18 protein-coding genes are annotated in these 23733 nt (G+C 60.2%); 6 read left to right on the top strand and 12 right to left on the bottom strand.

What is annotated here, in order from left to right; genetic code table 11:
- Window positions 1–252: 252 nt before the first annotated feature.
- The 6 genes from AAAX36_RS00780 to arcA (AAAX36_RS00755) form a co-directional block, all read right to left on the bottom strand.
- Window positions 253–1734 carry a DUF1846 domain-containing protein gene (locus AAAX36_RS00780; protein WP_006234276.1) on the bottom strand — a complete coding sequence of 494 codons (1482 nt, stop codon included), beginning with the start codon at window positions 1732–1734 and terminating at the stop codon, window positions 253–255.
- 481 nt (window positions 1735–2215) lie between these two features.
- Window positions 2216–3694, bottom strand: a complete 1479-nt coding sequence (locus AAAX36_RS00775) for a YfcC family protein (RefSeq protein ID WP_196022515.1) — start codon at window positions 3692–3694, stop codon at window positions 2216–2218.
- A 146-nt stretch (window positions 3695–3840) separates the two neighbouring features.
- Window positions 3841–4836 carry an ornithine carbamoyltransferase gene (argF, locus tag AAAX36_RS00770; RefSeq protein WP_099431521.1) on the bottom strand — a complete coding sequence of 332 codons (996 nt, stop codon included), beginning with the start codon at window positions 4834–4836 and terminating at the stop codon, window positions 3841–3843.
- A 105-nt stretch (window positions 4837–4941) separates the two neighbouring features.
- On the bottom strand, window positions 4942–6183 hold the full coding sequence (gene arcA, locus AAAX36_RS00765) for an arginine deiminase (RefSeq protein ID WP_099431519.1): 1242 nt from the start codon (window positions 6181–6183) through the stop codon (window positions 4942–4944).
- Window positions 6184–6754: 571 nt separating this feature from the next.
- Window positions 6755–7879, bottom strand: a complete 1125-nt coding sequence (locus AAAX36_RS00760; protein WP_349073683.1) for an aminotransferase — start codon at window positions 7877–7879, stop codon at window positions 6755–6757.
- Window positions 7880–8028: 149 nt separating this feature from the next.
- The gene (gene arcA / locus AAAX36_RS00755) at window positions 8029–9270 is read right to left on the bottom strand and encodes an arginine deiminase (RefSeq protein WP_099431519.1); all 1242 of its coding nucleotides are present in this window, start codon (window positions 9268–9270) and stop codon (window positions 8029–8031) included.
- 558 nt (window positions 9271–9828) lie between these two features.
- Here arcA (AAAX36_RS00755) and ppk1 point away from each other — a divergent pair.
- From ppk1 to AAAX36_RS00730, 5 genes are all read left to right on the top strand, one after another.
- The gene (gene ppk1, locus AAAX36_RS00750; protein WP_349073682.1) at window positions 9829–12402 is read left to right on the top strand and encodes a polyphosphate kinase 1; all 2574 of its coding nucleotides are present in this window, start codon (window positions 9829–9831) and stop codon (window positions 12400–12402) included.
- A 98-nt stretch (window positions 12403–12500) separates the two neighbouring features.
- Complete coding sequence (gene rlmD, locus AAAX36_RS00745; protein WP_271760200.1) at window positions 12501–13829, top strand: 23S rRNA (uracil(1939)-C(5))-methyltransferase RlmD; 1329 nt, start codon at window positions 12501–12503, stop codon at window positions 13827–13829.
- Between the two features lie 106 nt (window positions 13830–13935).
- Window positions 13936–14478 carry a DJ-1 family glyoxalase III gene (locus AAAX36_RS00740; protein ID WP_118935286.1) on the top strand — a complete coding sequence of 181 codons (543 nt, stop codon included), beginning with the start codon at window positions 13936–13938 and terminating at the stop codon, window positions 14476–14478.
- Entirely contained in the window at window positions 14475–15056 is a 582-nt protein-coding gene (locus tag AAAX36_RS00735) for a Maf family protein (RefSeq protein WP_195245720.1), read from the top strand. Before AAAX36_RS00740 ends, AAAX36_RS00735 begins: the two co-directional genes overlap by 4 nt.
- A gap of 100 nt (window positions 15057–15156) precedes the next feature.
- Window positions 15157–16158 (top strand): P1 family peptidase, encoded by a 1002-nt coding sequence (locus AAAX36_RS00730; protein WP_195245721.1) that lies wholly within the window; start codon window positions 15157–15159, stop codon window positions 16156–16158.
- Between the two features lie 376 nt (window positions 16159–16534).
- On the opposite strand, the gene AAAX36_RS00725 is transcribed toward AAAX36_RS00730, so the two are convergent.
- Together AAAX36_RS00725 and glf are read right to left on the bottom strand one after the other, a co-directional pair.
- Entirely contained in the window at window positions 16535–17566 is a 1032-nt protein-coding gene (locus AAAX36_RS00725; RefSeq protein ID WP_195245722.1) for a glycosyltransferase family 2 protein, read from the bottom strand.
- Complete coding sequence (glf, locus tag AAAX36_RS00720) at window positions 17559–18761, bottom strand: UDP-galactopyranose mutase (protein WP_138112167.1); 1203 nt, start codon at window positions 18759–18761, stop codon at window positions 17559–17561. Before glf ends, AAAX36_RS00725 begins: the two co-directional genes overlap by 8 nt.
- Before the next feature lie 232 nt (window positions 18762–18993).
- On the opposite strand from glf, the gene pta reads away from it, so the two are divergent.
- Window positions 18994–19974, top strand: coding sequence for a phosphate acetyltransferase (gene pta / locus AAAX36_RS00715; RefSeq protein WP_138112166.1), 981 nt, complete (start codon window positions 18994–18996; stop codon window positions 19972–19974).
- Window positions 19975–20410: 436 nt separating this feature from the next.
- Here pta and AAAX36_RS00710 read toward each other — a convergent pair whose 3' ends face one another.
- The 4 genes from AAAX36_RS00710 to xseB all read right to left on the bottom strand — a co-directional run bounded on the left by AAAX36_RS00710 (window position 20411) and on the right by xseB (window position 23731).
- Window positions 20411–21589: an acetate kinase gene (locus tag AAAX36_RS00710; RefSeq protein ID WP_138112164.1), complete on the bottom strand. Its 1179-nt coding sequence runs from the start codon at window positions 21587–21589 to the stop codon at window positions 20411–20413.
- Window positions 21590–21753: 164 nt separating this feature from the next.
- Complete coding sequence (locus AAAX36_RS00705; RefSeq protein WP_138112162.1) at window positions 21754–22932, bottom strand: acetate kinase; 1179 nt, start codon at window positions 22930–22932, stop codon at window positions 21754–21756.
- Between the two features lie 147 nt (window positions 22933–23079).
- Window positions 23080–23415: a histidine triad nucleotide-binding protein gene (locus AAAX36_RS00700; RefSeq protein ID WP_035137921.1), complete on the bottom strand. Its 336-nt coding sequence runs from the start codon at window positions 23413–23415 to the stop codon at window positions 23080–23082.
- Between the two features lie 49 nt (window positions 23416–23464).
- Entirely contained in the window at window positions 23465–23731 is a 267-nt protein-coding gene (gene xseB, locus AAAX36_RS00695) for an exodeoxyribonuclease VII small subunit (protein WP_349073681.1), read from the bottom strand.
- Window positions 23732–23733 lie beyond the last annotated feature (2 nt).

Below are 23733 nucleotides of genomic sequence, written 5' to 3'. Positions count from 1 at the left end.
AGCCTCCTCAAACCGAGCACGAGCATCTAACGCGCCGTGCGCGACCGACACACCTCACGATGGCAGGTAATATCCATCATGCGGCATCCCGCTAAGGATGAAACAGTTACGGTTATTGTATACCGCTCTAATTGTTTCTAGGCAGGTAAACGGCTATTTTTCGCCGAAATAGGCGCTTTATTGATCAAAAAGCCGTACCGGGCGCTAACCCGATACGGCCAAATGCAATGCAATTACCGCAGTGCTTCAAACTTAGCGATGGAAGAAACCGCGGCGCTCAAACTTGGGCTCGCAGCACACGTTGATACCCAGTTTGCGCAGTACTGTCTCGTCCGTCGGCGAGATAATCACGCTAAAGAAGGCATCGCAACCGCGCAGCTGCTCCAGGCCCGAAAGGACGCGAGCGGCCGTCTCACTCGTGGCCGAGGTGATCGACAGCGCCATAAGCGTCTCGTCGGTGTGGAGGCGCGGGTTTTTGCTGCCCAGAAAATGCGTCTTGAGCTTGCTGATGGGCTCGATCGCCTCATCGCTAATGACCTCGAGCTCAAGGTCGACGCCCGAGACATGCTTGAGGGCGTTCATGATGAGCGAACTTGCGGCGCCCAGGCGCGTGGAGGTCTTACCGGTCACCACGGAGCCATCGGGCATGACCATGGCACCCACGGGACCACCCGTCAGCTGCTCCCTGGTGAGGGCCGCCGAGCGCGCCGGTGAGTAGTTCTTATCGATGCCGGCTTTCTTCATAATAATCTTGAGACGGTCGACTTGCTCATCGCCCACGCCGGTACGGCGCACATTTTCGACCGCGGTAAAGTAGCGGCGGACGATCTCCATCTTGGAAGCGTCGCGGCAGGCATCGTCATCGGTGATGGCAAAGCCGACCATATTGACGCCCATGTCCGTAGGGCTCTGGTAGGGGCTCTTGCCCAGGATCTTTTCCATCAGGGCACGGACTACCGGGAAGGCCTCGACGTCGCGGTTGTAGTTGACCGTGGTCTTGTTGTAGGCCTCGAGGTGGAACGAATCGATGATATTGGCGTCGTCGAGGTCAGCCGTGGCGGCCTCGTAGGCAATATTGACCGGATGCGTCAGAGGAAGATTCCAGACCGGGAAGGTCTCGAACTTGGCATAGCCGGCGGCGGTACCGTGCTTATGCTCGTGATACAGTTGCGAGAGGCAAGTGGCGAGCTTGCCCGAGCCGGGGCCGGGCGCCGTCACGACAACGAGCGGACGCGTGGTCTCGACAAACTCGTTCTTGCCGTAGCCATCGTCGGACACGATCAGATCGACATCGTGCGGATACCCCTCGATGGGATAGTGCAGCTTGGCGGGAATACCGAGCGCGTTCAGGCGGTTGCGGAACACATCGGCAGCAGGCTGGCCGGCGTACTGGGTGATGACCACAGCCGCGACGGCAAAGCCGTTGCCGCGGAACAGGTCAACCAGGCGCAGCACATCCTCGTCATAGGTAATGCCAAGGTCACCACGAGCCTTGTTTTTCTCGATGTGGTTCGCGTTGATCGCGATGATAACCTCGACATCGTCGGCGATGCTCTTGAGCATGCGGAACTTGCTGTCCGGTTCAAAACCCGGCAGCACGCGGCTCGCATGATAGTCATCGAACAGCTTACCGCCAAACTCCAAATAGAGCTTGCCACCAAACTGCGAGATGCGCTCCTTAATATGAGCAGCCTGCAGCTCGATATACTTCGCGTTGTCGAAACCCTGGCGCATATATGGCTCCCGTCCCGTTTCCATTTAATGTTCTAGGCGATTATAACGGAGCCCGCCCTCCCCGATACCCAAACCATCAACAGGCACCAACCAAACACGCCCACCGCAACCACCGGGGACCCAGGATGGCTAATTTGAGGCGGGGAACAAGTCGCTCAGTACCAACGATGGCAGCGCCGCAGGTTGAGCATAAGCCAGCGAAAGCCCGCCAGAGCGAGCAAGGTGACGTGAAAGAGGAGGGCATAGGCCTTTTGGCCATGCCCGACGATTGAGCTTCAGATTGCCGCTCTGGCGGGCTTGCAGCGTCGAGTGGTTCCGGCGTTTGGTAAAACGCCGGAACACAAGAGCGCCCCCTCCCGCGCACGGAACGGGAGGGGGCTAAAGGTAGGAGTCTACCGGTGGGTTGACCCCACCGGACAGACGATGACCAGATGATCCTTTACAGGATCGTCAAGGTTTCCGTGGGGTACCCGTTGGGTACTTAGAGCAACACGCAGGCGACGGTCAGGATGATGGCGCAGACGACGGAGAGCGCGACGATGAGCTTAAGGGCAAACTTGAGCCAGGTCGTCCACTCGATCTTGGCCAGGGCGAGACCGCCCATGATGGCGCCGGAGGTCGGGGTGAACAGGTTCACGACACCGATGGCGGCGGAGAAGATCATGACCATGACCTCGGGCGAGAAGCCGAGCTTAACAGCCAGCGGTCCCATGATGGGCATGGAGACGGTAGCCATACCGGAGGTCGAGGGGATCAGGAAGGACAGGCCGAAGTAGACCAGGAAGCTCATGGGAGCGAAGATCACGCCGGACAGGCCAGCCAGGGCATTGGCGGCAGCGTCAAGGACGAAAACGTCGAGGCCGGTGTTAGCCATGAGGACGGAGATACCACGGGCGAGGGCGATGACGAGAACAACGGACATCATGTCGGCAGCGCCGGTGATGAAGGTGTTAACGATCTGCTTCTCGGACAGGCCACCGATGATACCGATCAGGACGGCCATGAGGAAGAACCAGGTGGAAGCCTCGTCGAAGTACCACTGGCCAATGGGCAGGCCGGTGATCAGGGCAGACCAGCCCTGGACGACGGCGTTACCGTCGGCGTCGTAGACGGCGCCAGCGTCGAAGAAGTTGGCGACGCCCTCGTTGAGGTCGGCCAGCGGAATGAAGCCGACGATCATGACGACGAAGGTGAAGGCGAAGGCAATCAGAACACCCTTCTGACGACCGGTGAGCTTGACCTCCTTGTGGACCTCGGAAGCAGCCTTGCCGTGAGCCTCTTCGGCGTCCTTGAGCTCCTGCATCGACAGGATGGTGGAACCCTTGTCAGCCTTGACCTTCTTGGCATAGTTCATCACGAAGAAGATGGACATAGCGGTAGTGACAATCCACAGGACGGCACCGAGGCCGATGATGATGGACTGGTTGACCTCAATGCCAACGCCGGTCAGAGCGTCGACGGCAGCGCCGACGGCGAACGGGTTAACCGTGGAGCCCAGGCAGCCGCAGCCAGCGCCGAGCAGGACGGTAGCGGCACCGACCATGGGGTCGAAGCCAGCGGCCATCATGGTAGCGGCGAGCAGGGCGTAGAAGGGAACGGTCTCCTCGCACATACCATAGGTGGTACCACCGAGGGAGAAGATGAGCATCAGCACGGGAATGAGCATAATCTCGTTGCCCTTAAGCTTCTGCACCAGAACGGCAATGCCGTTGTCCAGGGCGCCGGTCTCGGTCATCATGCCGAGGAAGCCGCCCAGGATCATAACGAAGAGGCAGACGGGCAGAGCGTCAGCGAAGCCCAGGATCGGGGCGGTGCAGAAATCGCTCAGGCGGGCTGCGGTAACCGCGCCGCCGGACGTGCCGGAGACGATAACGGTAATCACTGCAACAATTGCCAGCAGAGCTAGAAGAATGGTGAACGATGAAGGCATACCGCGCTTTTTCTTAGCGGTCTCAGTCATGGTTCTCATCCCCCCTTCATAAATCATTTAACTTTCTCGCGCGAAGCGGATCTTCCGTGCCGTGCCCACCGCCCGACGCGAGATATTTACCAGACAAAGCCGCTCGGGTGTGCAGCAAGACACCCCGAGCGAGATGCTAGATGCTCTTACTTGAGCGTGGCGTACATGACAGCCTTAATGGTGTGCATGCGGTTCTCGGCCTCGTCGAAGACCTTGGAAGCGGGGCTCTCGAAGACCTCGTCGGTGACCTCCTGCTCGGTGATGCCGAACTGCTCGCACTTCTCGGCGCCAATCGTGGTGTTGGTGTCGTGGAAGCTGGGCAGGCAGTGCAGGAAGATGGCACCCGGGTTGGCCATAGCCATGACCTCGGAGGTGACACGATACGGGGTGAGCTGAGCGATGCGCTCGGCCCAGACCTCGTCGGGCTCGCCCATGGAGACCCACACGTCGGTGTAGATAACGTCGGCACCGGTGACGCCGTCCTTGACGTCGGTGGTCAGCTTGATGGTGCAGCCGTTGGCCTCGGCGATGGGCTTGCAGGCCTCGATGACGTCGTCGGCGGGCATGCACTCCTCGGGGCCGCAGGCCACGAAGTTCATGCCGAGCTTGGAGCAGACAACCATGAGGGAGCGAGCGACATTGTTCTTGCAGTCGCCCATGAAGACGAGGGTCTTGCCCTTGATGTCGTAGTTGAAGTTCTCCTGGACGGTCAGGATGTCGGCAAGCATCTGGGTGGGGTGCCACTCGGTGGTCAGGCCGTTCCACACGGGCACGCCGGACTTGGCAGCGAGCTCCTCGACGTCGTCCTGGGCAAAGCCACGGAACTCGATGCCGTCATACATGCGGCCGAGAACGCGGGCGGTGTCCTCGATGGACTCCTTCTTGCCCATCTGCGACGAACCGGGATCGAGGTAGGTGACGCCCATGCCCAGATCCATGCCACCGACCTCGAAGGCGCAGCGGGTACGAGTGGAGGTCTTCTGGAAGAGCAGAACGATGTTCTTGCCCTCGAGATAGCGGTGCGGAACGCCAGCGCGCTTCATGTCCTTGAAGTTCTTGGAAAGCTTGAGCAGGTACTCGATCTCCTCGGTGGAGAGGTCGAGGAGCTTGAGGAAGCTACGGCCGGAGAGGTTAACACCCATGGTTCGTTTCCTTTCGAAAAAATGAATTACGTAAGTATTAGTGTTGCCCGTTTGACGGGCGAAACCGGTGCGGTTGTAGGGGGACCGCACCGGAAACGGAAAGACTTAGAGGTCCTCGCGCCAGAAGGGCATGCTCATGCAGCGCGGGCCGCCGCGGCCGCGGGAGAGCTCGGCGGAGGGCACGACGAGAAGGTCCAGGCCCTCCTTGTACAGCACGTCGTTGGTGACGGTGTTGCGGGCGTAGACGCAGATCTTGCCGGGCTCGACGCACAGGGTGTTGGAGCCGTCGTTCCACTGCTCGCGGGAGGCCGCGATCGGGTCGCCGCCGCCGCAGGGGATCAGCTTGACCTGGTCGACGCCGGTGGCGTCCTCCAGGACGTGCTCGAGGGTGTCCTCGATCAGGCGGATGTTCACGTCGCCCGGGTTCTTGCCGGCGGTCAGCTCGTAGACGCGCAGGGTGCCCATGATGGCGGGGTGGATCGTGAACTTATCGACGTCGATCTGGGTGAAGACCGTGTCGAGGTGCATGAAGGCGCGCGAGACCGGGATGTCGAAGGCCAGGATGCGCTCGACCTTGGAGTCGGAGTTCCAGAAGATGTTCTGGGCCATGACGTCGATGGCCGCGGCCTGGGTGCGCTGGGAGATGCCGACGGCGAGGGTCTTCTCGTTGATGTTCAGCACGTCGCCGCCCTCGGTGTGGAACTGGCAGTCGCGGCGGAAGTACAGGGAGACGTCCTTGTAGTCGGGGTGGTACTTGAAGACGTACTTGCCGTACAGGGTCTCGCGGTTGCGGGTGACCGAGTACATGCGGTTGAGGTTGACGCCCTCGCCGACGACCGCGAACGGGTCGCGGGTGAAGTAGAGGTTGGGCATCGGGTCGATGATCAGGTCGGACTCGGACTCGGAGTTGACCAGGGAGTCGAGGGTCGTGGACGCCGTGAGGGGCATGTCGATCTCGGCCTTGGTCATGCCGGCCATGGTCTTCTTGACGAACTCGAGGTTGTCCTCGATGGAGTCCAGCTTCTCGCGGACGATCTGCGGCATGTGCTGGCCGCGGATGCCGGCCTCGGCGATGTACTGGTCGGTGAACTCGGCGCGGGCGCCGGGGACCTGGTCGAACACCTCGGCGACGAGGTTCTCGAGGTAGAGGACCTCCACGCCCTGGTCCCTCAGGATCTGGGCGAAGGTGTCGTGCTCCTGCTGTGCGACCTCCAGGAACGGGACGTCGTCGAACAGGAGTCGCTCGAGCTCGTCGGGCGGCAGGTTGAGGAGCTCGTCGCCGGGACGGTGCAGGCAGACCTTCCTGAGCTTGCCGATCTCGGAAGGCACGTGCAGACCTTTCGTCATGGCCTCCTACCTTTCTTTCGGGCCCCTGTCAGGGCCGATTCGTTAGCGCCCCTCCGTGTGAGGCGTTATTGCTGACGACATATTTATATCCAAAATCAGTTCATACTTCCACCTCGCCCCCGAACGGTTTTATATGAGGGGTGAACGGCATACACATATACTTCACGCATGGCACACTTTGATTTAATAAAGTTTATTTACGTGCTTAAACGCGTTTTCAATCCAAATAACAAATGGAACTTAACTTTATTAAACCACCCTCAAATTGCATATTTCCAATAAAGCTATGAATAGAATTAGCGATTCATACCGCGTCTCAACCATTTTCATTTTTATTCAGAAAAAAGTTTGTCCTATTCATTTCTGGTAACAAATTACCGTTTACCAGACGCTTGATACCGTTCACCGGAAGCTCAGTATAAGGCCCATCGGATACCGGCTCGCCTTACGGCCTCATTTGTAACAACTTGACTTCTCGGTATAGAAAAACAGACCCGCTCCCCTCTTGGGAAACGGGTCAGTTATCGATAATCGTAGACAGATTTGAGCGGCTTTGAGAGCCGTCGGAATCCTAGCGATCGAACACCGCCAGTGCCTCGCCCAAAAGCCTCAGACCCTCGCGCAGAACGTCCTCGCTCGCGCAGTAGCCCAGGCGTGCGCCGCAGGGAAGCTCAAAGCGGCTACCGGGAACCAACAGCACTCCCCTCTCGGCCAGCAGGCGCTTGCAGAACTCCTCGTCGTCCTCGGGAATATCAAGCTTGATAAACGAGGTAGACACGCCCTGCGGGGCCGTCCAGGAAACGCGATGCTGCGTATCAATCCAAGCCTGCGCGATATCGCGGTTTCCAAACACGATCTTGCGGTTGCGCTCGAGGATCTTGTCCTTGTGCTTGAGCACATAGGTCGCCAGGGCGTCGTTGAACACGCCGCCGCAAATCATGGTGTAGTCGCGGTACGTGCGAATGCGGTTAGATACCTCTTCGTCTGCCACAACCCAGCCCACGCGGGCCGCGGGCGTCGAATAGGTCTTGGACACCGAGTTGGTGACGATGGCCTTCTCGTACACATCGGCCATCGACAAAAAGTCCTCAGTGTTCTCAAGCGGCAGGTACACCTCGTCGCACAGCACATAGGCGCCAACCGAGCGGGCAATCTCGGCGATCTGGCCGAGCGTATCGGCATCAAGCACCGTACCTATGGGATTCGATGCGTTATTGATGCAAATGAGCTTGGTGTTGGGGCGAACGAGGCGCTTGAGCTGTTCGATATCGGGTTTCCATCCGAGCTCCTCGCAAAGCTCCCAATACTCAACCTCGGCGCCGAGTGTACGCGGGATCTCATAGAGCGGCGCATAGGTGGGCCACTCGGCAATCACATGGTCGCCGGGCTCGACCACGGCCATGATGGCGTTGAGGTTGGCACCCGTGCAGCCATTGGTCTGCAGAATATGATCGGGATTGACCTCGCGACGATACAGCTTGGCAACCTCGGCCTTAAACTCCGGCGAACCCTCAATCCAGCCGTAGTTCATTTTCTCGCGGTCCAGGCGCTCGTAGAACGTGGCGCCATCTTGGGCGTCGAGCGCGCGCAGCTCGCCCATGGTAAGCGAGGAGATTGTCGACTGGGCGATATCCCACGTAGCGCTCTTCTCCCAAACGTTAAGCCATTCCTCAACGCCGATTGTCTTGATGTCCATGGCCAAGCTCCTTACAAAAGCAGTCATCCAATCGTGTTGACGTTCCTCATACAAGAATGGGGCGGTGCGAAAACCCGCACCGCCCCAATGGGAGACATCTATTGGCAGCTAGATGTATGTATTAAGACCTATACGGGTCCTTGAAGACCTTAGAGGTCCTCGCGCCAGAAGGGCATGCTCATGCAGCGCGGGCCGCCGCGGCCGCGGGAGAGCTCGGCGGAGGGCACGACGAGAAGGTCCAGGCCCTCCTTGTACAGCACGTCGTTGGTGACGGTGTTGCGGGCGTAGACGCAGATCTTGCCGGGCTCGACGCACAGGGTGTTGGAGCCGTCGTTCCACTGCTCGCGGGAGGCCGCGATCGGGTCGCCGCCGCCGCAGGGGATCAGCTTGACCTGGTCGACGCCGGTGGCGTCCTCCAGGACGTGCTCGAGGGTGTCCTCGATCAGGCGGATGTTCACGTCGCCCGGGTTCTTGCCGGCGGTCAGCTCGTAGACGCGCAGGGTGCCCATGATGGCGGGGTGGATCGTGAACTTATCGACGTCGATCTGGGTGAAGACCGTGTCGAGGTGCATGAAGGCGCGCGAGACCGGGATGTCGAAGGCCAGGATGCGCTCGACCTTGGAGTCGGAGTTCCAGAAGATGTTCTGGGCCATGACGTCGATGGCCGCGGCCTGGGTGCGCTGGGAGATGCCGACGGCGAGGGTCTTCTCGTTGATGTTCAGCACGTCGCCGCCCTCGGTGTGGAACTGGCAGTCGCGGCGGAAGTACAGGGAGACGTCCTTGTAGTCGGGGTGGTACTTGAAGACGTACTTGCCGTACAGGGTCTCGCGGTTGCGGGTGACCGAGTACATGCGGTTGAGGTTGACGCCCTCGCCGACGACCGCGAACGGGTCGCGGGTGAAGTAGAGGTTGGGCATCGGGTCGATGATCAGGTCGGACTCGGACTCGGAGTTGACCAGGGAGTCGAGGGTCGTGGACGCCGTGAGGGGCATGTCGATCTCGGCCTTGGTCATGCCGGCCATGGTCTTCTTGACGAACTCGAGGTTGTCCTCGATGGAGTCCAGCTTCTCGCGGACGATCTGCGGCATGTGCTGGCCGCGGATGCCGGCCTCGGCGATGTACTGGTCGGTGAACTCGGCGCGGGCGCCGGGGACCTGGTCGAACACCTCGGCGACGAGGTTCTCGAGGTAGAGGACCTCCACGCCCTGGTCCCTCAGGATCTGGGCGAAGGTGTCGTGCTCCTGCTGTGCGACCTCCAGGAACGGGACGTCGTCGAACAGGAGTCGCTCGAGCTCGTCGGGCGGCAGGTTGAGGAGCTCGTCGCCGGGACGGTGCAGGCAGACCTTCCTGAGCTTGCCGATCTCGGAAGGCACGTGCAGACCTTTCGTCATGGCCTCCTACCTTTCTTTCGGGCCTTACTGGCCGAATGTATCAGCGCCCCTCCGTATGGGACGCTGCTTGCTGACAGCTCTAGTTATATCCAAAAACCACCCGCAATTCCACCTCGCCCCCGAACGGTCAGCAAAGTGCGATGAACGGTATATCGCATATGATTCCCCCATGATGCACTTCAGTTCTCTAAAGCAGGTTTTCAAAGGTAATCGTTCTTTTTTCTAAGGAATTGAGCAAGATTGCACAAATAATTTCATGTTTAGGAATTGCATAGCTAAAACTGTTTTCTGCATATATATGTCGTCTGTCAATGATTCAATTTGGATTCGATTATATTCAGCTAGCAATCATTCTTATTCATACATCCTCACCAGTTGAGTATGGATATAGATTGTTTTCAAAACGAGTCGGGCAGTTAGTTGCAAGCCTTGACGGCGTAAGAAGTAGGTAAAGATACCGTTCGCACAATACGTCCGTGCCACAGGTCGACTAAATTGAGACAATAGTGAATAGTGTTAGGCTACCGTCCCCTGCGGGGACTGAACGGACAGATGCATATGCCGAGCAAAATCGAAAAAAAGCAAGCCGCCGCAAAGCTGCGCAAGCCGCCGCGCGACTTCTCGTACACGCAGAACCGAGAGCTCAGCTGGCTGCGCTTTGACAACCGTGTGCTCGACGAGGCCTTCGATGAGTCCGTGCCGTTGTTCGAGCGCCTTAAGTTCGTCTCGATCTTCGAGTCAAACCTCGATGAGTTCCTCATGGTGCGCGTGGGTGGCCTGTCCGACCTTGCTGAGCTCAAAAAACAGCCTGTTGACAACAAGAGCAATATGACCGCCTCCGAACAGGTCGATGCCGTCATGGCCGAAATGCCCGGGCTCCTTACCCGTTGGGAGTCCATCTTTAAGAGCATCGAGGGCAAGCTCGACACCCTGGGCGTTCACCGCGCCCGCATCGATTCGCTTACGCCCGAGGAGCGCACCTTTGTTACCCGCTACTTCCAGGCCTACGTGTCGCCGGTCATCTCACCGCTGGTGATCGACCCGCGCCACCCCTTCCCCAACCTGCGCAACGGCGCACTCTACCTGGCCTGCGGCCTGGACGGCGTCACCGACGAGGAAAGTCTGCTGGGCCTGATCGAGATTCCCGCCTCGATGAACCGCGTGGTCGAGATCCCCTCGCCCACCGGCACCTACTCCTACATTCTGCTCGAAGACGTCATTCTCGCCTGCCTGGACAGCTGCTTTGGCTCCTATAAGCCGCTCGACCGCGCGCTCATCCGCGTCACCCGCAACGCCGATATCGACCCGGACGGCGAGGGCGTCGAGGAGGAAGAGGATTACCGCCAGCACATGAAGCGCATCCTCAAGAAGCGCTTGCGCCTGCAGCCGGTAGTGCTCGCCGTCTCGGGCTCACTCGAAAAAGCAACGCTCAAGACCATCCGCAAAGCGCTCGAGCTCTCGCGTCGCTCGGTCTTTACCTGCGATATCCCGCTCAACTTGGGCTATGTCTTTGGCATTGAGGGCAAGATTCCCGAGCACCTGCGCAATGAGCTGCTCTTTACGCCGTTTAAGCCGCAGCCCAACCCCACCATCGATATGACCCGCTCCATCCGCGAGCAGGTACTTCGGCACGACAAGCTGCTCTTTTATCCCTATGAGGCCATGAACCCCTTCCTGGATCTGGTGCACGAGGCCGCCTACGACCCCGAGTGCATCTCGCTGCGAATCACGCTCTACCGCGTGGCCAAGCAGAGCCGCCTGTGCGAGTCGCTGATCGATGCCGCCGAGAACGGCAAAGAGGTCACGGTGCTCATGGAGCTCCGCGCCCGCTTCGACGAACAGAACAACATCGAGTGGGCCGAGCGTCTGGAAGAGGCAGGCTGCACCGTCATCTACGGCTCCGAGGGCTTTAAGTGCCACTCCAAGATCTGCCAGCTCACCTATCGCGAGGGCATGGCGCTTACACGCCTGACGCTGCTGGGCACCGGCAACTTTAACGAGAAGACGGCCAAGCTCTACAGCGACTTTATGCTCATGACCGCCCATCCCGGCATCGGCGAGGACGCCAACTTGTTCTTCCGCAACCTGTCGCTGGGCAACCTGCGCGGCGATTACCGCTTCCTGGGCGTGGCGCCGGTCGGCCTGAAGCCGCTCATCATGCGCGGCCTGGATCGCGAGATCCAGCGCGCCCTCGTTGGCGAGCCCGCCCGTGTGTTCTTTAAGCTCAACTCGCTCACCGACCGCGAGGTCATCGACAAGATCGCTGAGGCATCGTGCGCAGGAGTCCGCGTGGACATGATCATCCGCGGCATCTCGTGCCTCAAGCCGGGCGTTCCGGGCAAGACCGAGAATGTGCATGTCCGTTCTATCGTCGGACGCTTTTTGGAGCATGCGCGCGTTTACGCCTTTGGCGTGGACTCGGACATGATTTATCTGAGCTCGGCCGACATGATGACGCGCAACACCGAGCACCGCGTGGAGATCGCCTTCCCCGTGCTCGACCCCACCTGTCGCGCCCTGGTGCACGAGTACATGGGCATGCAGCTGCGCGACAACGTGAAGGCCCGCAGCCTCACGAGCGACGGCACCTGGGTCCCCGTGGAGCGCCACGAAGGCGAGAGGCCCTTTAACTCGCAGGAAGCCCTGCTGGAGCGTGCCTATCGCAACGCCGAGGCCGCCGCGCAGCAGCGCGCACAGGAGAAGGAACGCGTGGCCGAAGAAGCTATTCAGGCCGAGGTTGAACATGGGGCAGTTGCCAAACCGGAAGCGGTTTCCGCTCCCCCGGTGAATGAGCCCGAGGCTGCCGCAGAGCCCGCCGTGGAGAAAGCGCCCGAGCCCGCTACCGCGACTCCGGAGCCCGCCGCCGAGGCAAAGCCCGCCCCAGCTCCTGATCCGCAGCCGACCACGCCCAAGGTCCAAGAGGTCCAGGCGACCGTCATTGAGCCCGAGCCTGCACCTGCACCTCAGCCCGAGCCGCAGGTCACCAAGTCCGCACCCGGGACGAGTGCCCGTCGCGATAAGCCCGCCGGCAAGACCAAGGCCATCGAGCGCCATCGCCCCGGCCGCGTGCGCATGGGCCTGGGCCTGATCGGTCTGGGTCTTAAGACGCTCATTACCGGCAAGACGAAATAGTCGTTTGTAGAAGCAGTTTGTAGAAGCGCCCCGCATTTGAGGAAAGCCTCGGATGCGGGGCGCTTTTCCCTGCTACCATGGTGCGAACAACAACGCGAATGACAGGCAGGGATATGAAGCTCACTATAGAATCGATGACCTACGGCGCCGACGGTCTGGCGCACGCCGACAACGGCAAGGCCGTCTTTGTGCAGGGCGCCGTGGCAGGCGACACCGTCGAGGCCGAGGTCGTACAGGACGGCAAGTCGTTCATGCGCGCCCGCACCACCGAGATTCTGGAGCCAAGTCCCGATCGCATTCAGCCTCCCTGCCCCTTCGTGGGCATCTGCGGCGGCTGCTCGTGGGGCAATCTCTCACGCACGGCACAGCTCGCCGCCAAGGAGCAAAACCTGCGCTCCACGCTCGAGCGCATCGGCAAGTTCGCTCCTGAGCAGGTCGATGAGCTGATACAGCCCATCCGCCACACCAAGGACGCCTGGGGCTACCGCAATAAAATCGAACTCGAACCGACCGTCGTCAACGGTCGCGTTCGCCTTGGCATGCACGGTGTCGACCCCAGCAAAATCGTGACCGTCGATTCGTGCCCGCTGTTCGATAAGCGCTTCCCGAAGGCGCTCAAATCGGTCGTCGGCGCACTCAACTATCTAAGCGGCAGCCATGACTTGGGGCTCGAACGCGTGGGCATTCGCGCATCGCGCCGCACCAAGGCACTCGAGGTCGCACTCTGGACGCCCACAGGCTCTTTTCCGCGCTCGCAGGTCTCCCGCGTGCTGGCGGACGCCGCTCATCCCACGAGCATCGTGCGCGTGATGAGCAAGGGCGAAAAGAAGGCCCGCCGTGTCTCCAAGGTCGAAATGCTCGCCGGAGAGGGCTCATGGACCGAGAATATCGCCGAGGGTCAGATGCGCTTGTCTGCCCCGTCTTTTTTCCAGGTCAACACCAAGGGTGCCGAGATTTTGATCGAGCTTGTCATGGAAGCGCTCGACCCGCAGGAAGACGAGCTTGCCGTAGACCTGTACTGCGGTGCCGGCACCTTTACCCTGCCGCTCGCCCGCCGCTGCGACTTTGTCGCCGCCGTCGAGGCCTACGGCCCCGCCGTGCGCGATCTACGCCGTAACCTAGAGATCAACAAGCTTGATAACGTCGACGTCATTGGCGGAGACGCGGTGCGCGAGTTCCCCGACCAGGATGCCGACGTCTTGGTGGTCGACCCGCCGCGCGCAGGTCTCGCCCCCGAGGCGATCGACCTTATCGCCAGCACGAGTGCTCGCGATGTCGCCTACGTGAGCTGCGACCCGGCCACCCTGGCGCGCGATCTCAAACGCTTTGTCGAAGAAGGCACCTTCTCCCCCGTAAAGATCACGCCAGTCGACCTGTTCCCGCAAACCTTCCACTGCGAGACGGTCGTCCACCTTAGGCGCAACTAGCCACTTAATCATTGCTCAGAAAAATCATTGGGAAATCGAGCGTGGCAAGCGGAGGTCTTCGGGGTATAAGACGGCTAATTGTATGCCGCCTATGAAAGGAACCCTCATGCCCAGCGTTGCCGTTCTCGCCGCCGATGGCTTTGAAACTATTGAATGCTTGACCATGGTCGATGTCATGCGTCGCGGCGGCGTGCGCGCCACGCTCGTCTCGATCATGCCCACGCGTGAGGTCGTGAGCTCGCTGCAAATTCCCGTGACCTGCGATGCGCTCTTTGACGAGATCAACTTTGACGAGTATGACTGCGTCGTGCTCCCCGGCGGCCTGCCCGGAGCCACCAACCTGCGCGCCGACCAGCGCGTCTGCGACGTGGTCTGCGAGTTCGCCGCAACTAAGCACGTTGCCGCCATCTGCGCCGCCCCGTTTATCTTGGGCGAGCTCGACCTGCTCGAGGGGCGCCACGCCACATGCTTCCCTGGCTTTGAGAAGAGCTTCCCCGAGGGCGCCTATACCGGTGACAAGGTTACACACGACGGCAACATCATCACCGCCAGCGGCATGGCCCAGTCGCTCCCCTTTGCGCTTGAACTGCTGCGCACGCTCGCCGGCGACAAGGCCGTCGAGAAGGTCGCCGAGGGCATCCAGCTATGATTTTGGCTTCGCAATCGCCACGCCGCATCGAGCTCATGCGCGAAGCTGGCTATGACATTCGCATCATTCCTGCCGATATCGATGAAACGCCGTACGATGGCGAGGCGCCGCTTACACTTGTCGAGCGCTTGGCACGAGCCAAAGCCGCCGCCATCGCCGCCGAGCATGCCGAGTCCAACGAGCTGACCGTCGCAGCCGACACCATCGTCACCTTCGATGACAAGATTTTGGGCAAGCCGGCAAACGAGGACGAGGCCTGCACTATGCTACGCGAGCTTTCAGGGCGCACGCACCAGGTCGCGACCGGCGTCTGCATCGTTAAGGCCGGCGACGCTGCCGCCCCGCATGCTGCCGAGAGCCTGTCGTTTGTCGATGTGACGGACGTGACGTTCTACGAGCTTACTGATGAACAGATCGAGCGCTACGTCGCCTCGGGCGAGCCCATGGATAAGGCCGGCGCCTACGGTATTCAGGGCGTCGGTGGACGCATGCTCGTGCACGATATTTCGGGCGACTTCTACAACGTGGTGGGCTTGCCCATCGCACGCGTCGCACGCGCGATTCAAAAACTCTCGTAATTGCATCTGGCGCTGGGCATCCCCCAGCGCCTACAATTTTGGCGTACCGTACGGATCCCGACCGGGCATAAGGCGCGGCGGAAAACCGATAGGAGAAAACATGGACACACTGCTTGAAGCCATTGACGTTTGTGATGTCGATGGCTTTTGCTTTGGCAACTATACGGACGAGGAGGCCGGCACCGGTTGCACCGTAATTGTGGCAACCGAAGGCGCAACGGGCGGCGTTGACGTTCGCGGCGGTGCCCCGGCATCGCGCGAGACCGACCTGCTTCGCCCCGAGAACACCGTCGACAAGGTCCACGCCGTCTGCCTTTCGGGCGGATCGGCTTTTGGTCTCGAGGCCGCAAGCGGTGTGGCCCGCGAGCTCGAGAGCCGCGGCATTGGCCTGCCCGTCGGCCCCACGCAGGTGCCCATCGTATGCTCCAGCTGCATCTTCGACCTCGCTTTTGGCGACCCCACGGTACGCCCCGATATCGAGGCTGGCATCGCCGCCGTGCGCGAGGCGCTCGACAACACCCCCGCTACGCTCGAGCAGGGCAACGTAGGCGCCGGTACCGGCGCTACCGTGGGTAAGCTCATGGGCCCTGCCACCTGCATGAAGGCCGGCCTTGGCGCTGCCGCCGTGGCGCTCGGCCCCGTCAAGGTGGGCGCCGTGGTCTCGGTCAACGCCTGCGGCAATGTCGTCGACCCCTTCACCGGTGAGTGGATCGCCGGCATGCGCGCCGCAGTCGATAGCGACCAGATCGTCGACATGGAGCTCGCAGCCTTCGCCGCCGCCGGTTCCATGCAAATGCCGCTCGATCGCACCAACACCACCATCAGCTGCATCGTCACCAACGTGGAGCTCACTAAGGCCCAGGCCACCAAGGTCTCCCAGATGGCCGCAGACGCCTACGCGCACGCCATTCGCCCCACGCACACCACCAACGACGGCGACACCATCTACACCCTCGCCAGCGGCAAGCTGGGCACCCAGGCAAGCGCCGCCGTGCCCCTGGACCTGCTGGGCATGCTCGCCGTAAGGGCCCTGCAAACCGCCATCGTAAACGGAGCCAAAACCGCCAAAACCTCCCACGGCATCCCCGGCGCCGCGAAGTAACCTCGCTCGACCGTCGGTCGGAGGCGGGCGGGCATTACGTTTGCTGCTCTACAGTCCTATGCGAGACGAAGGCCACATTAAGTGGCCTTCTTTGCATGCGGAACTCGCGACAAACGTAATGCCCGCCCGCCTCCGACCGACTACCAACTTAATTCTTTTCAGCCCAGGCCCCTGTGTACCGCGCGTCGAAGATCTTCAAATTCAAATTGTCTGACAATCGATTCTTATAGCAGAGGCCCCTTGGCCTTTAGTTTGATACAAGTTCCGCACGAGCCGGAAAGCACTTAATGTGCTTTCCGTGCGAGCAGGACTGTTCGCAGTAGCAAACTAAAGGCCAAGGGGCCCAGTCAACCTATCAGCAGCGATTACTCAGCAGCTAGTTGAATTTGAAGATCTTTGAGGCAAGACGGTATAGGCCGAGCGTGGTTTTGTCTCCGGCTCGACCACGCAGATTGGTAAAGAAGCCCACCACGCCGTAGCGTGCACGACGATACATGCGCTCGTCGTAAGCCTTCAAATCATTCCACAGCGTCTTCAGGCGCTCATCGGCGCAATCTTCCTCGGAAAGCTTGGTAAGCACCGAGCAGATCGCCATCATCATGGTGAAGTAGCCCATCATGTACGAGCGCAGGCGCGAAGCCTCAACGTCCTGGTACAAATGGTAGGACTCCATCATGATGCGCGTAACGCGGAACTGTTGGTCCAGACGCTTGACCATCGTGGCCTCGTTAACGCTCTGGCCCTCACGGCCAATAAAGTACCGGTAGAGGTCGATATCGGCGTAATACATGGTCTTGCAACGCGGCAGCGGCACGTAAGCGTAGATGTTGTCCACGTAGAAGGTGTGCGGCGGCATGGGCAGGTTAGACTCGCGCAGCACATCCGTGCGATAGCACAGGCTGTGCATGAGCAGATTCTGGTCCAGACGGAAATGACCGATTTGATCCCAGGTAAAGATCTTTTTGCGCGGCAGGGCAAACTTGTAGCCAATAGCGGTATGTGTGCCCTCGTAGACCTTCTCGTACACATAATTCGAGATAAACAGGTCGACGCGCTGGTCGCGCTCCTCAAAGCCACGTAGAATCGACAGCATGGTCGAAAGCGCCGCGCCATCGAGCCAGTCATCCGAGTCAACGACCTTGTAGTACGTACCGTGCGCCTCACGCAGGCCCGAGAGGACGGCGATACCGTGGCCGCCGTTTTCCTGGTGCACCGCGCGGATAATGCCGGGATAGCGGGCCTCCCACTCGTCGGCCTTGGCGGCCGTCTCGTCCTTGGAGCCGTCGTCCACCACGATAATCTCGATATCGGTAGCGTAATTGCTCCCCTCCAGAATGGAGGTGATGCAATGGTCCATGTCCTTGGCGGCGTTATACGAGGGAATACCGAATGTTATGACTTTATGCATGGCAGGCGATAATCTCATCCGAAAGATCGAGGGCAGAATTGGTTACGGCGTCCATGTCGTAGTAGCGATACTCGGCCAGACGACCCACCGGGTGGAAGTTCGTCAGGTTCTGAACGCGCTCAAGATAGCGTTCATAGAGCTCACGGTTCTCGGGCTCAAGAATGGCGTAGTATGGCGTCTCGCCCGAGCCGGGCGTATAAGCCTTGGAGTACTCCTTCATGATGGTGGTCTTGCCGGGCAGGACCTGACCGGTCATGTTCTTGAACTCGGTAATGCGCGTGTAGTCCTCGCTCGTAGTGTAGTTGACGGTGCCCACGGGCTGGAACTGGTCCATTTCGAGCGTCTCGAATTTCATGTCAAGCGTGCGGTACGGCAGGGCGCCCAGGTCGAGGTTGAACAGCTCGTCGAGCGGACCGGTGTAGACGATCTCGCCGCCATAGACCTTGCCGTCGATCTTGACGGTGGTCTCGTCGATCTCGAAGAGATCGCGAGCATCCACGTCACAGAACACGTCAATCAGATCGTGGTCGAGCATATGCTCGAACAGCGCGGTGTAGCCGTCCTGCGGCATACCCTGGAAGGGGGCCTGCGGGAAGTAGCGATCATCGTCGCCCACAAAGACGGGAACGCGGCCGGTGATCGAGGGATCGATTTGATCAGGCGTCTGGCCCCACTGCTTCATGGTGTAGTGCAAAAAGACGTTCTCGTAGACGTAGTCGGCGACCTCAGCCAAGTCGGGGTCGTTCTTCTTGCGCAGCTCCATAATGGGTACCTTGACGTCCTTGCCAAAGGTCTCCACGAGCTTCTGATACAGCTCCTCGCCACGCTCGTCACCAAAGGCGAGCTTAAGGCTCGCGTGGTTAAAGGGCACGGGCATGAGGGTGCCGTTGATGTTGGCGAGCACCTTGTGCTGGTAGTCCGTCCACTTGGTAAAGCGCGACAGGAAGTTGTGCACGCGCTCGTTAAAGGTGTGGTAGATGTGCGGACCGTACTCGTGGACCAGGATTCCCGCCTCGTCAGTGCAGTCGAAGGCATTACCCGCAATGTGGCTACGGCGCTCCAAAACGGCAACACGATAGCCGATAGTTTCGGCAAGACGGCGGGCGCAAACGGCACCGGCATAACCGGCGCCGACAACGATCATGTCGTACGCACCGGCATTAAAGCCTTCAGGCAGGCCTGAGGTAATCTGCATCGATACTCCTTGTCAAAAGCCACACGCTTTTTAACTGGGCTTTTTCTCGAACATACGTCGAGACATATTTATCAGAGCGATTATAGCGCTAATGCGTCCTATAATGAGCTTGCCACACAAGGAAAGCTCAAGCACCGCGGCGTACATTATTGAAAGGTAAACCCGCTAGCAGCGGGTTTATTCGTGTACAGCCGGGCGCCTGGAGCTTAGCGAAACGCTTGTAAGGAGTAACATGAGCGATTTCCTAAACCGTATGAAGTCTGCCGCCAAGGCCGACCTTAAGACCATCGTCCTGCCCGAGGGCGAGGACCCGCGCACCATCGTCGCCGCCACCAAGATCATCGAGGAGGGCCTGGCAAAGATCGTCATCCTGGGCAACCCCGACGAGATCGACGTTCCCGGCGCTACCGTCATCGACCCGCGCAATGCCGAGAAGCACGAGGAGTACGCGCAGAAGTTTGCCGAGCTCCGCGCCAAGAAGGGCGTTACCATCGAGCAGGCTCGCGCCCAGGTGATGGACGCCACCTACTTTGGCACCATGATGGTCAAGATGGGCGACGCCGACGGCCTGGTCTCCGGCGCCTGCCACTCCACCGCCGACACTCTGCGCCCCGCGCTGCAGATCCTCAAGACCGCCCCGGGCACCAAGCTGGTCTCGGCCTTCTTCGTGATGTGCACCGATACCCCGCAGTTCGGCACCGACGGCACGCTGATCTTCGCCGACTGCGGCCTCAACATCAACCCGTCCTCCGACGAGCTCTCCGAGATCGCCATCGCCTCCGCTCACTCCTGGTCCACCTTTATGGGCAGCGTCGAGCCGCACGTGGCCATGCTCTCCTACTCCACCATGGGCTCCGCCGGCGGCGAGGTCGCCAAGAAGGTCCAGGAGGCCGTTAAGTTCTGCAAGGAGAAGGCTCCCGAGCTCGCCATCGATGGCGACCTGCAGCTCGACGCCGCTATCGTTCCCACCGTCGCCCAGCTCAAGGCCCCCGGCTCCTCCGTTGCCGGCAAGGCCAACGTGCTTGTGTTCCCCGATCTCGAGGCCGGCAACATCGGCTACAAGCTGGTCCAGCGCTTCGCCGGCGCCGACGCTTACGGCCCCATCCTGCAGGGCATCGCCAAGCCGGTCAACGACCTTTCGCGCGGCTGCTCTGCCGACGACATCGTGGGTGTCGTAGCCATCACCGCCGTCCAGGCTCAGATGGCTGAGTAGCGGACGTACTCGCCCGAAGGCCGCACAGGTTAACCCCTGAAAACGTCCTCGACCAATGAAACGCCCCCGTTCTGCTCCTTCGGAGCTACGAACGGGGGCGTTTCTGGTCTGCGGAATGTTTTCAGGGGTTAACCTGTGCGGCCTTCTACTATCACGTGGCATTCAGGGAATCTGGGGTGGACGGCGGCTTGGCTACGAGCTGGGGCTGAGAATTTGGATGGATGGGCGACGTTGCTGAGAGCGTATGCGTTGCAGGTAATGACCACTTTGGAGCCATAAGATAGACTGCGTTCCGATTTCTGGCCTTCCGGAAAATGTGTCCCGGTTTGGAGGCTGATTGTGGGATGGAGTTTCCGCCCCGCTCGTCTCGTCCATCAAATAAGGCCTCCGGAGCTCGTTGCTCTGGAGGCCTTTCTCTCAATTGCAGACGAATGCGCTAGTTGCTACCGGTCAGACGCTCGACGTCGTGGGCGATCATGTATTCCTCGTCGGTGGGGATGACCATGACCGTGACGGCGGAGCCGGCAGCGCTGATGACCTGCGGGCCGTTGCCCACGGCCTCGCGGTTCTTATTGTTGTCGATGCGCACGCCCAGCCACTCAAAGCAGTCGCAGAAAGCCTTGCGGATCGACCAGTCGTTCTCGCCGATGCCGGCAGTAAAGGTAATGGTGTCCACGCCCGCCATGGAGGCAATCATGGAACCGGCCTGCTGCATGGCCTTGTAGGCGAACATGTCGAAGGCGAGCAGGCAGCGCTCGTCACCCTCGGAGGCGCGCGTGCGGATGTCGCGGGCGTCGTTGGAGATACCCGAGATGGCAAGCAGACCGGACTGCTTGTTCATCATGTCGTCGACTTCCTGGTAGCTGTAGCCGCCCTCGCGCTGCAGGTAGCACACGGTGGCCGGGTCGATGGAACCGCAACGGGTGCCCATCATCAGGCCGTCGAGCGGCGTGAGGCCCATCGTGGTATCGCGGCACACGCCGTCCTCAATAGCGGCGAGCGAGGCGCCGTTGCCCAGGTGGCACGAAAGCAGACGGTGGCAGCGCGTGCCCAGGATCTCCTTGGCCATCATCCACTCGTAACGGTGGCTCGTGCCGTGGGCGCCGTACTTGCGCACGTGATACTTGTCGCACACGTCCTTGGGCAGCGCGTAGGTGTAGGCGACCTCGGGCATGGTCATGTGGAACGAGGTGTCGAAGACGGCCACGTTGGGCAGCTCCGGATACTTCTCGCGGCAGTATTCGATTGCCGCGGCCTCGCCGTAGTTGTGCAGCGGGGCGAGCGGGGCCACCTCAAGAATCTTAGCCATGACCTCATCGTCGACGACCGCGGAATCATCGAAGTGCCAGCCGCCCTGAACGATACGGTGGCCGATGCCATCGATCGTAAAGTCGGTCTTCTCGAGCTCCTCGAGCACGCGAGCGATAGCAGAGCGATGATCGGGGAAGGGAACCTCCTCGGTCTGCTTGGTGCCACCGTTCTCGGAGTGACCAAAGACGCCCATCTCCGATCCGATACGCTCGCAGTTGCCCTTGGCGAAAACCTCGCGGGTATCGGTATCCAAAAGCTGATATTTAAGGCTCGAGCTGCCGGCGTTGACAACAAGTACGTTCATGAGACTCCTTCGTGATTACAGTACGGTCGGCAAACCTATAAGGCGGCCGTACCTTTAATAAGAAGTTATCAGAATTCAATAAATATCTATTAAGCTCTTCGCCCAAAGAGCATAAAAGGGGGCTGAACGGCACAAGGCCATCCAGTCCCCTCCCCTTGCATCAATTACTTACCGCTAACGATGCGCTCGACGTCGGAAGCGATCATGAACTCCTCATCCGTGGGGATAACGAAGATCTTGACCTTGGAATCCTTGGCGGACAGGCACCAAGCGCCGTCGCCGCGCAGGGCGTTGCGGGCATGGTCCATCTTGACGCCCATGAAGGCCAGACGGTCGGCCACGCCGGCGCGGACAGCCGGAGCGTGCTCACCGATGCCGGCGGTAAAGACCAGGGTGTCCATGCCGCACATGGAAGTGGCCATCTCGGCGGCCTTGGCGGCAATCTTGTAGACGAACATATCGAAGGCGAGCTGGGCCTCGGGGTCGCCGGCAGCGGCGAGCTCCTCAACGTTGCGGCAGTCGTTGGTCTTGCCGCCGGTCACAGCCAAAAGGCCGGACTTCTTGTTCATCATCTCGTCGACCTCGTCGAAGGTGAACCCGCCTTCGCGCTGCAGGTAGCACACGGTAGCAGGGTCGATGGAGCCGCAGCGGGTGCCCATCATGACACCGTCGAGCGGCGTCAAGCCCATGGTGGTGTCCATGCACTTGCCGTCCTCGATGGCGCACAGGGAAGCACCGGAACCGATGTGGCACACGACGACCTTGCGAGCCTCGCCGTTGGTCATCTCGGCAACCTTCTTGGAGATGTAGCGGTAGCTGGTGCCGTGGGCGCCGTACTTACGGATGTGCAGCTTGTCGCAGACGTCCTTGGGCAGGGCGTAGGTCTTGGCGACCTCGGGCATATTGAAGTGGAAAGCAGTGTCGTAGACCGTGACGTTGGGCAGGTCGGGATACTGCTCCAGGCAGTACTCGATAACGTTGGCCTCGGGGTTATTGTGCAGCGGGGCGAGCGGAGCGACCTCGCGAATCTTGGCGAGAACGTCCTCGTCGACGAGGGAGGAATCGCCAAAGTACCAACCGCCCTGAACGATGCGGTGGCCGATGCCCTCGATCTTGACGCCGTTGGCCTCGAGGTCCTTCAGGACGACCTCGATGGCGACCTTGTGGTCGGGGAACTCGATGTTCTCGGTCACCTTCTTGGAACCGTTGGCAGCGTGGGTGAAGGTACCGCCGGTAAAGCAGACGCGCTCGCAGGAGCCCTTTGCGGACACCTTGTGGGACTTGGTATCGATGACCTGATACTTAAGCGTCGAAGATCCTGCGTTGACGACCAGAACGTTCATGTGTCTCCCTACTAACAGGCGGTGTGGCGCCGCCAGGTTACATACGCTTCAATAATAAACCCAAACGCCCTCGCGCTCGGGTTTATTGCGTTGATATATAAGTTATCGGTGCTTGAGCTTCCGTTTCATTGCAAGGAAAAAGCGCCCTCAGATGAGGTTCTCGCCCAGGTTCTTGCCGCCGAGAACGTGCATATGGAAATGCATGACGGTCTGACCGGCGTTGACGCCCTTGTTGGAGATGACGCGGAAACCGTCCTCCAGGCCCTTGGCCTTAGCGACCTCCTGGATGGCGTGAGCCATGGCGCCCATGGTCTCGGCCGGCACGTTATCGGCGATATCGCTGTAGTGCTTCTTGGGGATCACGAGCGTGTGGACCGGCGCCTGGGGGTTGAGGTCGTCGAAGGCGATGACCTGGTCGTCCTCATAGACAACGGTCGAGGGAATCTCGTGGTTGGCAATTTTGCAGAAGATGCAATCGCACATGGTTGGTTCCTTTCTCACAGACCAAGGTAATTATATTTGGTCGGGATGGTTAGAACGAGAGGTTGTCGTCGGCGTTGGCGGCTTCGCCGTCGGCGAGCACGTCGTTGCCGTCGACGTCCTTAAGAAGCACCGAGACCTTCTGCTCGGCATCGGACAGGCGGGTGCGCAGGCTCTTGAGGAGCTCGACGCCGCGGGTATAGCTCTCGAGCGACTCCTCGAGCTCCATATCGCCCGACTCCAAGCTGCGGATGATGAGCTCCAGCTCCTGCGAGGCCTGCTTGTACGTAAGCTGCTCGACCGGGGTCTTCTCTGCCATAT

The organism is Collinsella sp. CLA-ER-H10, from assembly GCF_040092475.1.
Classification (GTDB): domain Bacteria; phylum Actinomycetota; class Coriobacteriia; order Coriobacteriales; family Coriobacteriaceae; genus Collinsella.
This window is presented reverse-complemented; position numbering and strand designations above follow the sequence as displayed.

Excerpts from the sequence above, each read along its gene's own strand:
- AAAX36_RS00780 (WP_006234276.1), bottom strand. The coding sequence starts at position 1,734 with ATGCGCCAGGGTTTCGACAACGCGAAGTATATCGAGCTGCAGGCTGCT.
- AAAX36_RS00775 (WP_196022515.1), bottom strand. The coding sequence starts at position 3,694 with ATGACTGAGACCGCTAAGAAAAAGCGCGGTATGCCTTCATCGTTCACC.
- argF (WP_099431521.1), bottom strand. The coding sequence starts at position 4,836 with ATGGGTGTTAACCTCTCCGGCCGTAGCTTCCTCAAGCTCCTCGACCTC.
- arcA (WP_099431519.1), bottom strand. The coding sequence starts at position 6,183 with ATGACGAAAGGTCTGCACGTGCCTTCCGAGATCGGCAAGCTCAGGAAG.
- AAAX36_RS00760 (WP_349073683.1), bottom strand. The coding sequence starts at position 7,879 with ATGGACATCAAGACAATCGGCGTTGAGGAATGGCTTAACGTTTGGGAG.
- arcA (WP_099431519.1), bottom strand. The coding sequence starts at position 9,270 with ATGACGAAAGGTCTGCACGTGCCTTCCGAGATCGGCAAGCTCAGGAAG.
- ppk1 (WP_349073682.1), top strand. The coding sequence starts at position 9,829 with ATGCCGAGCAAAATCGAAAAAAAGCAAGCCGCCGCAAAGCTGCGCAAG.
- rlmD (WP_271760200.1), top strand. The coding sequence starts at position 12,501 with ATGACAGGCAGGGATATGAAGCTCACTATAGAATCGATGACCTACGGC.
- AAAX36_RS00740 (WP_118935286.1), top strand. The coding sequence starts at position 13,936 with ATGCCCAGCGTTGCCGTTCTCGCCGCCGATGGCTTTGAAACTATTGAA.
- AAAX36_RS00735 (WP_195245720.1), top strand. The coding sequence starts at position 14,475 with ATGATTTTGGCTTCGCAATCGCCACGCCGCATCGAGCTCATGCGCGAA.
- AAAX36_RS00730 (WP_195245721.1), top strand. The coding sequence starts at position 15,157 with ATGGACACACTGCTTGAAGCCATTGACGTTTGTGATGTCGATGGCTTT.
- AAAX36_RS00725 (WP_195245722.1), bottom strand. The coding sequence starts at position 17,566 with ATGCATAAAGTCATAACATTCGGTATTCCCTCGTATAACGCCGCCAAG.
- glf (WP_138112167.1), bottom strand. The coding sequence starts at position 18,761 with ATGCAGATTACCTCAGGCCTGCCTGAAGGCTTTAATGCCGGTGCGTAC.
- pta (WP_138112166.1), top strand. The coding sequence starts at position 18,994 with ATGAGCGATTTCCTAAACCGTATGAAGTCTGCCGCCAAGGCCGACCTT.
- AAAX36_RS00710 (WP_138112164.1), bottom strand. The coding sequence starts at position 21,589 with ATGAACGTACTTGTTGTCAACGCCGGCAGCTCGAGCCTTAAATATCAG.
- AAAX36_RS00705 (WP_138112162.1), bottom strand. The coding sequence starts at position 22,932 with ATGAACGTTCTGGTCGTCAACGCAGGATCTTCGACGCTTAAGTATCAG.
- AAAX36_RS00700 (WP_035137921.1), bottom strand. The coding sequence starts at position 23,415 with ATGTGCGATTGCATCTTCTGCAAAATTGCCAACCACGAGATTCCCTCG.
- xseB (WP_349073681.1), bottom strand. The coding sequence starts at position 23,731 with ATGGCAGAGAAGACCCCGGTCGAGCAGCTTACGTACAAGCAGGCCTCG.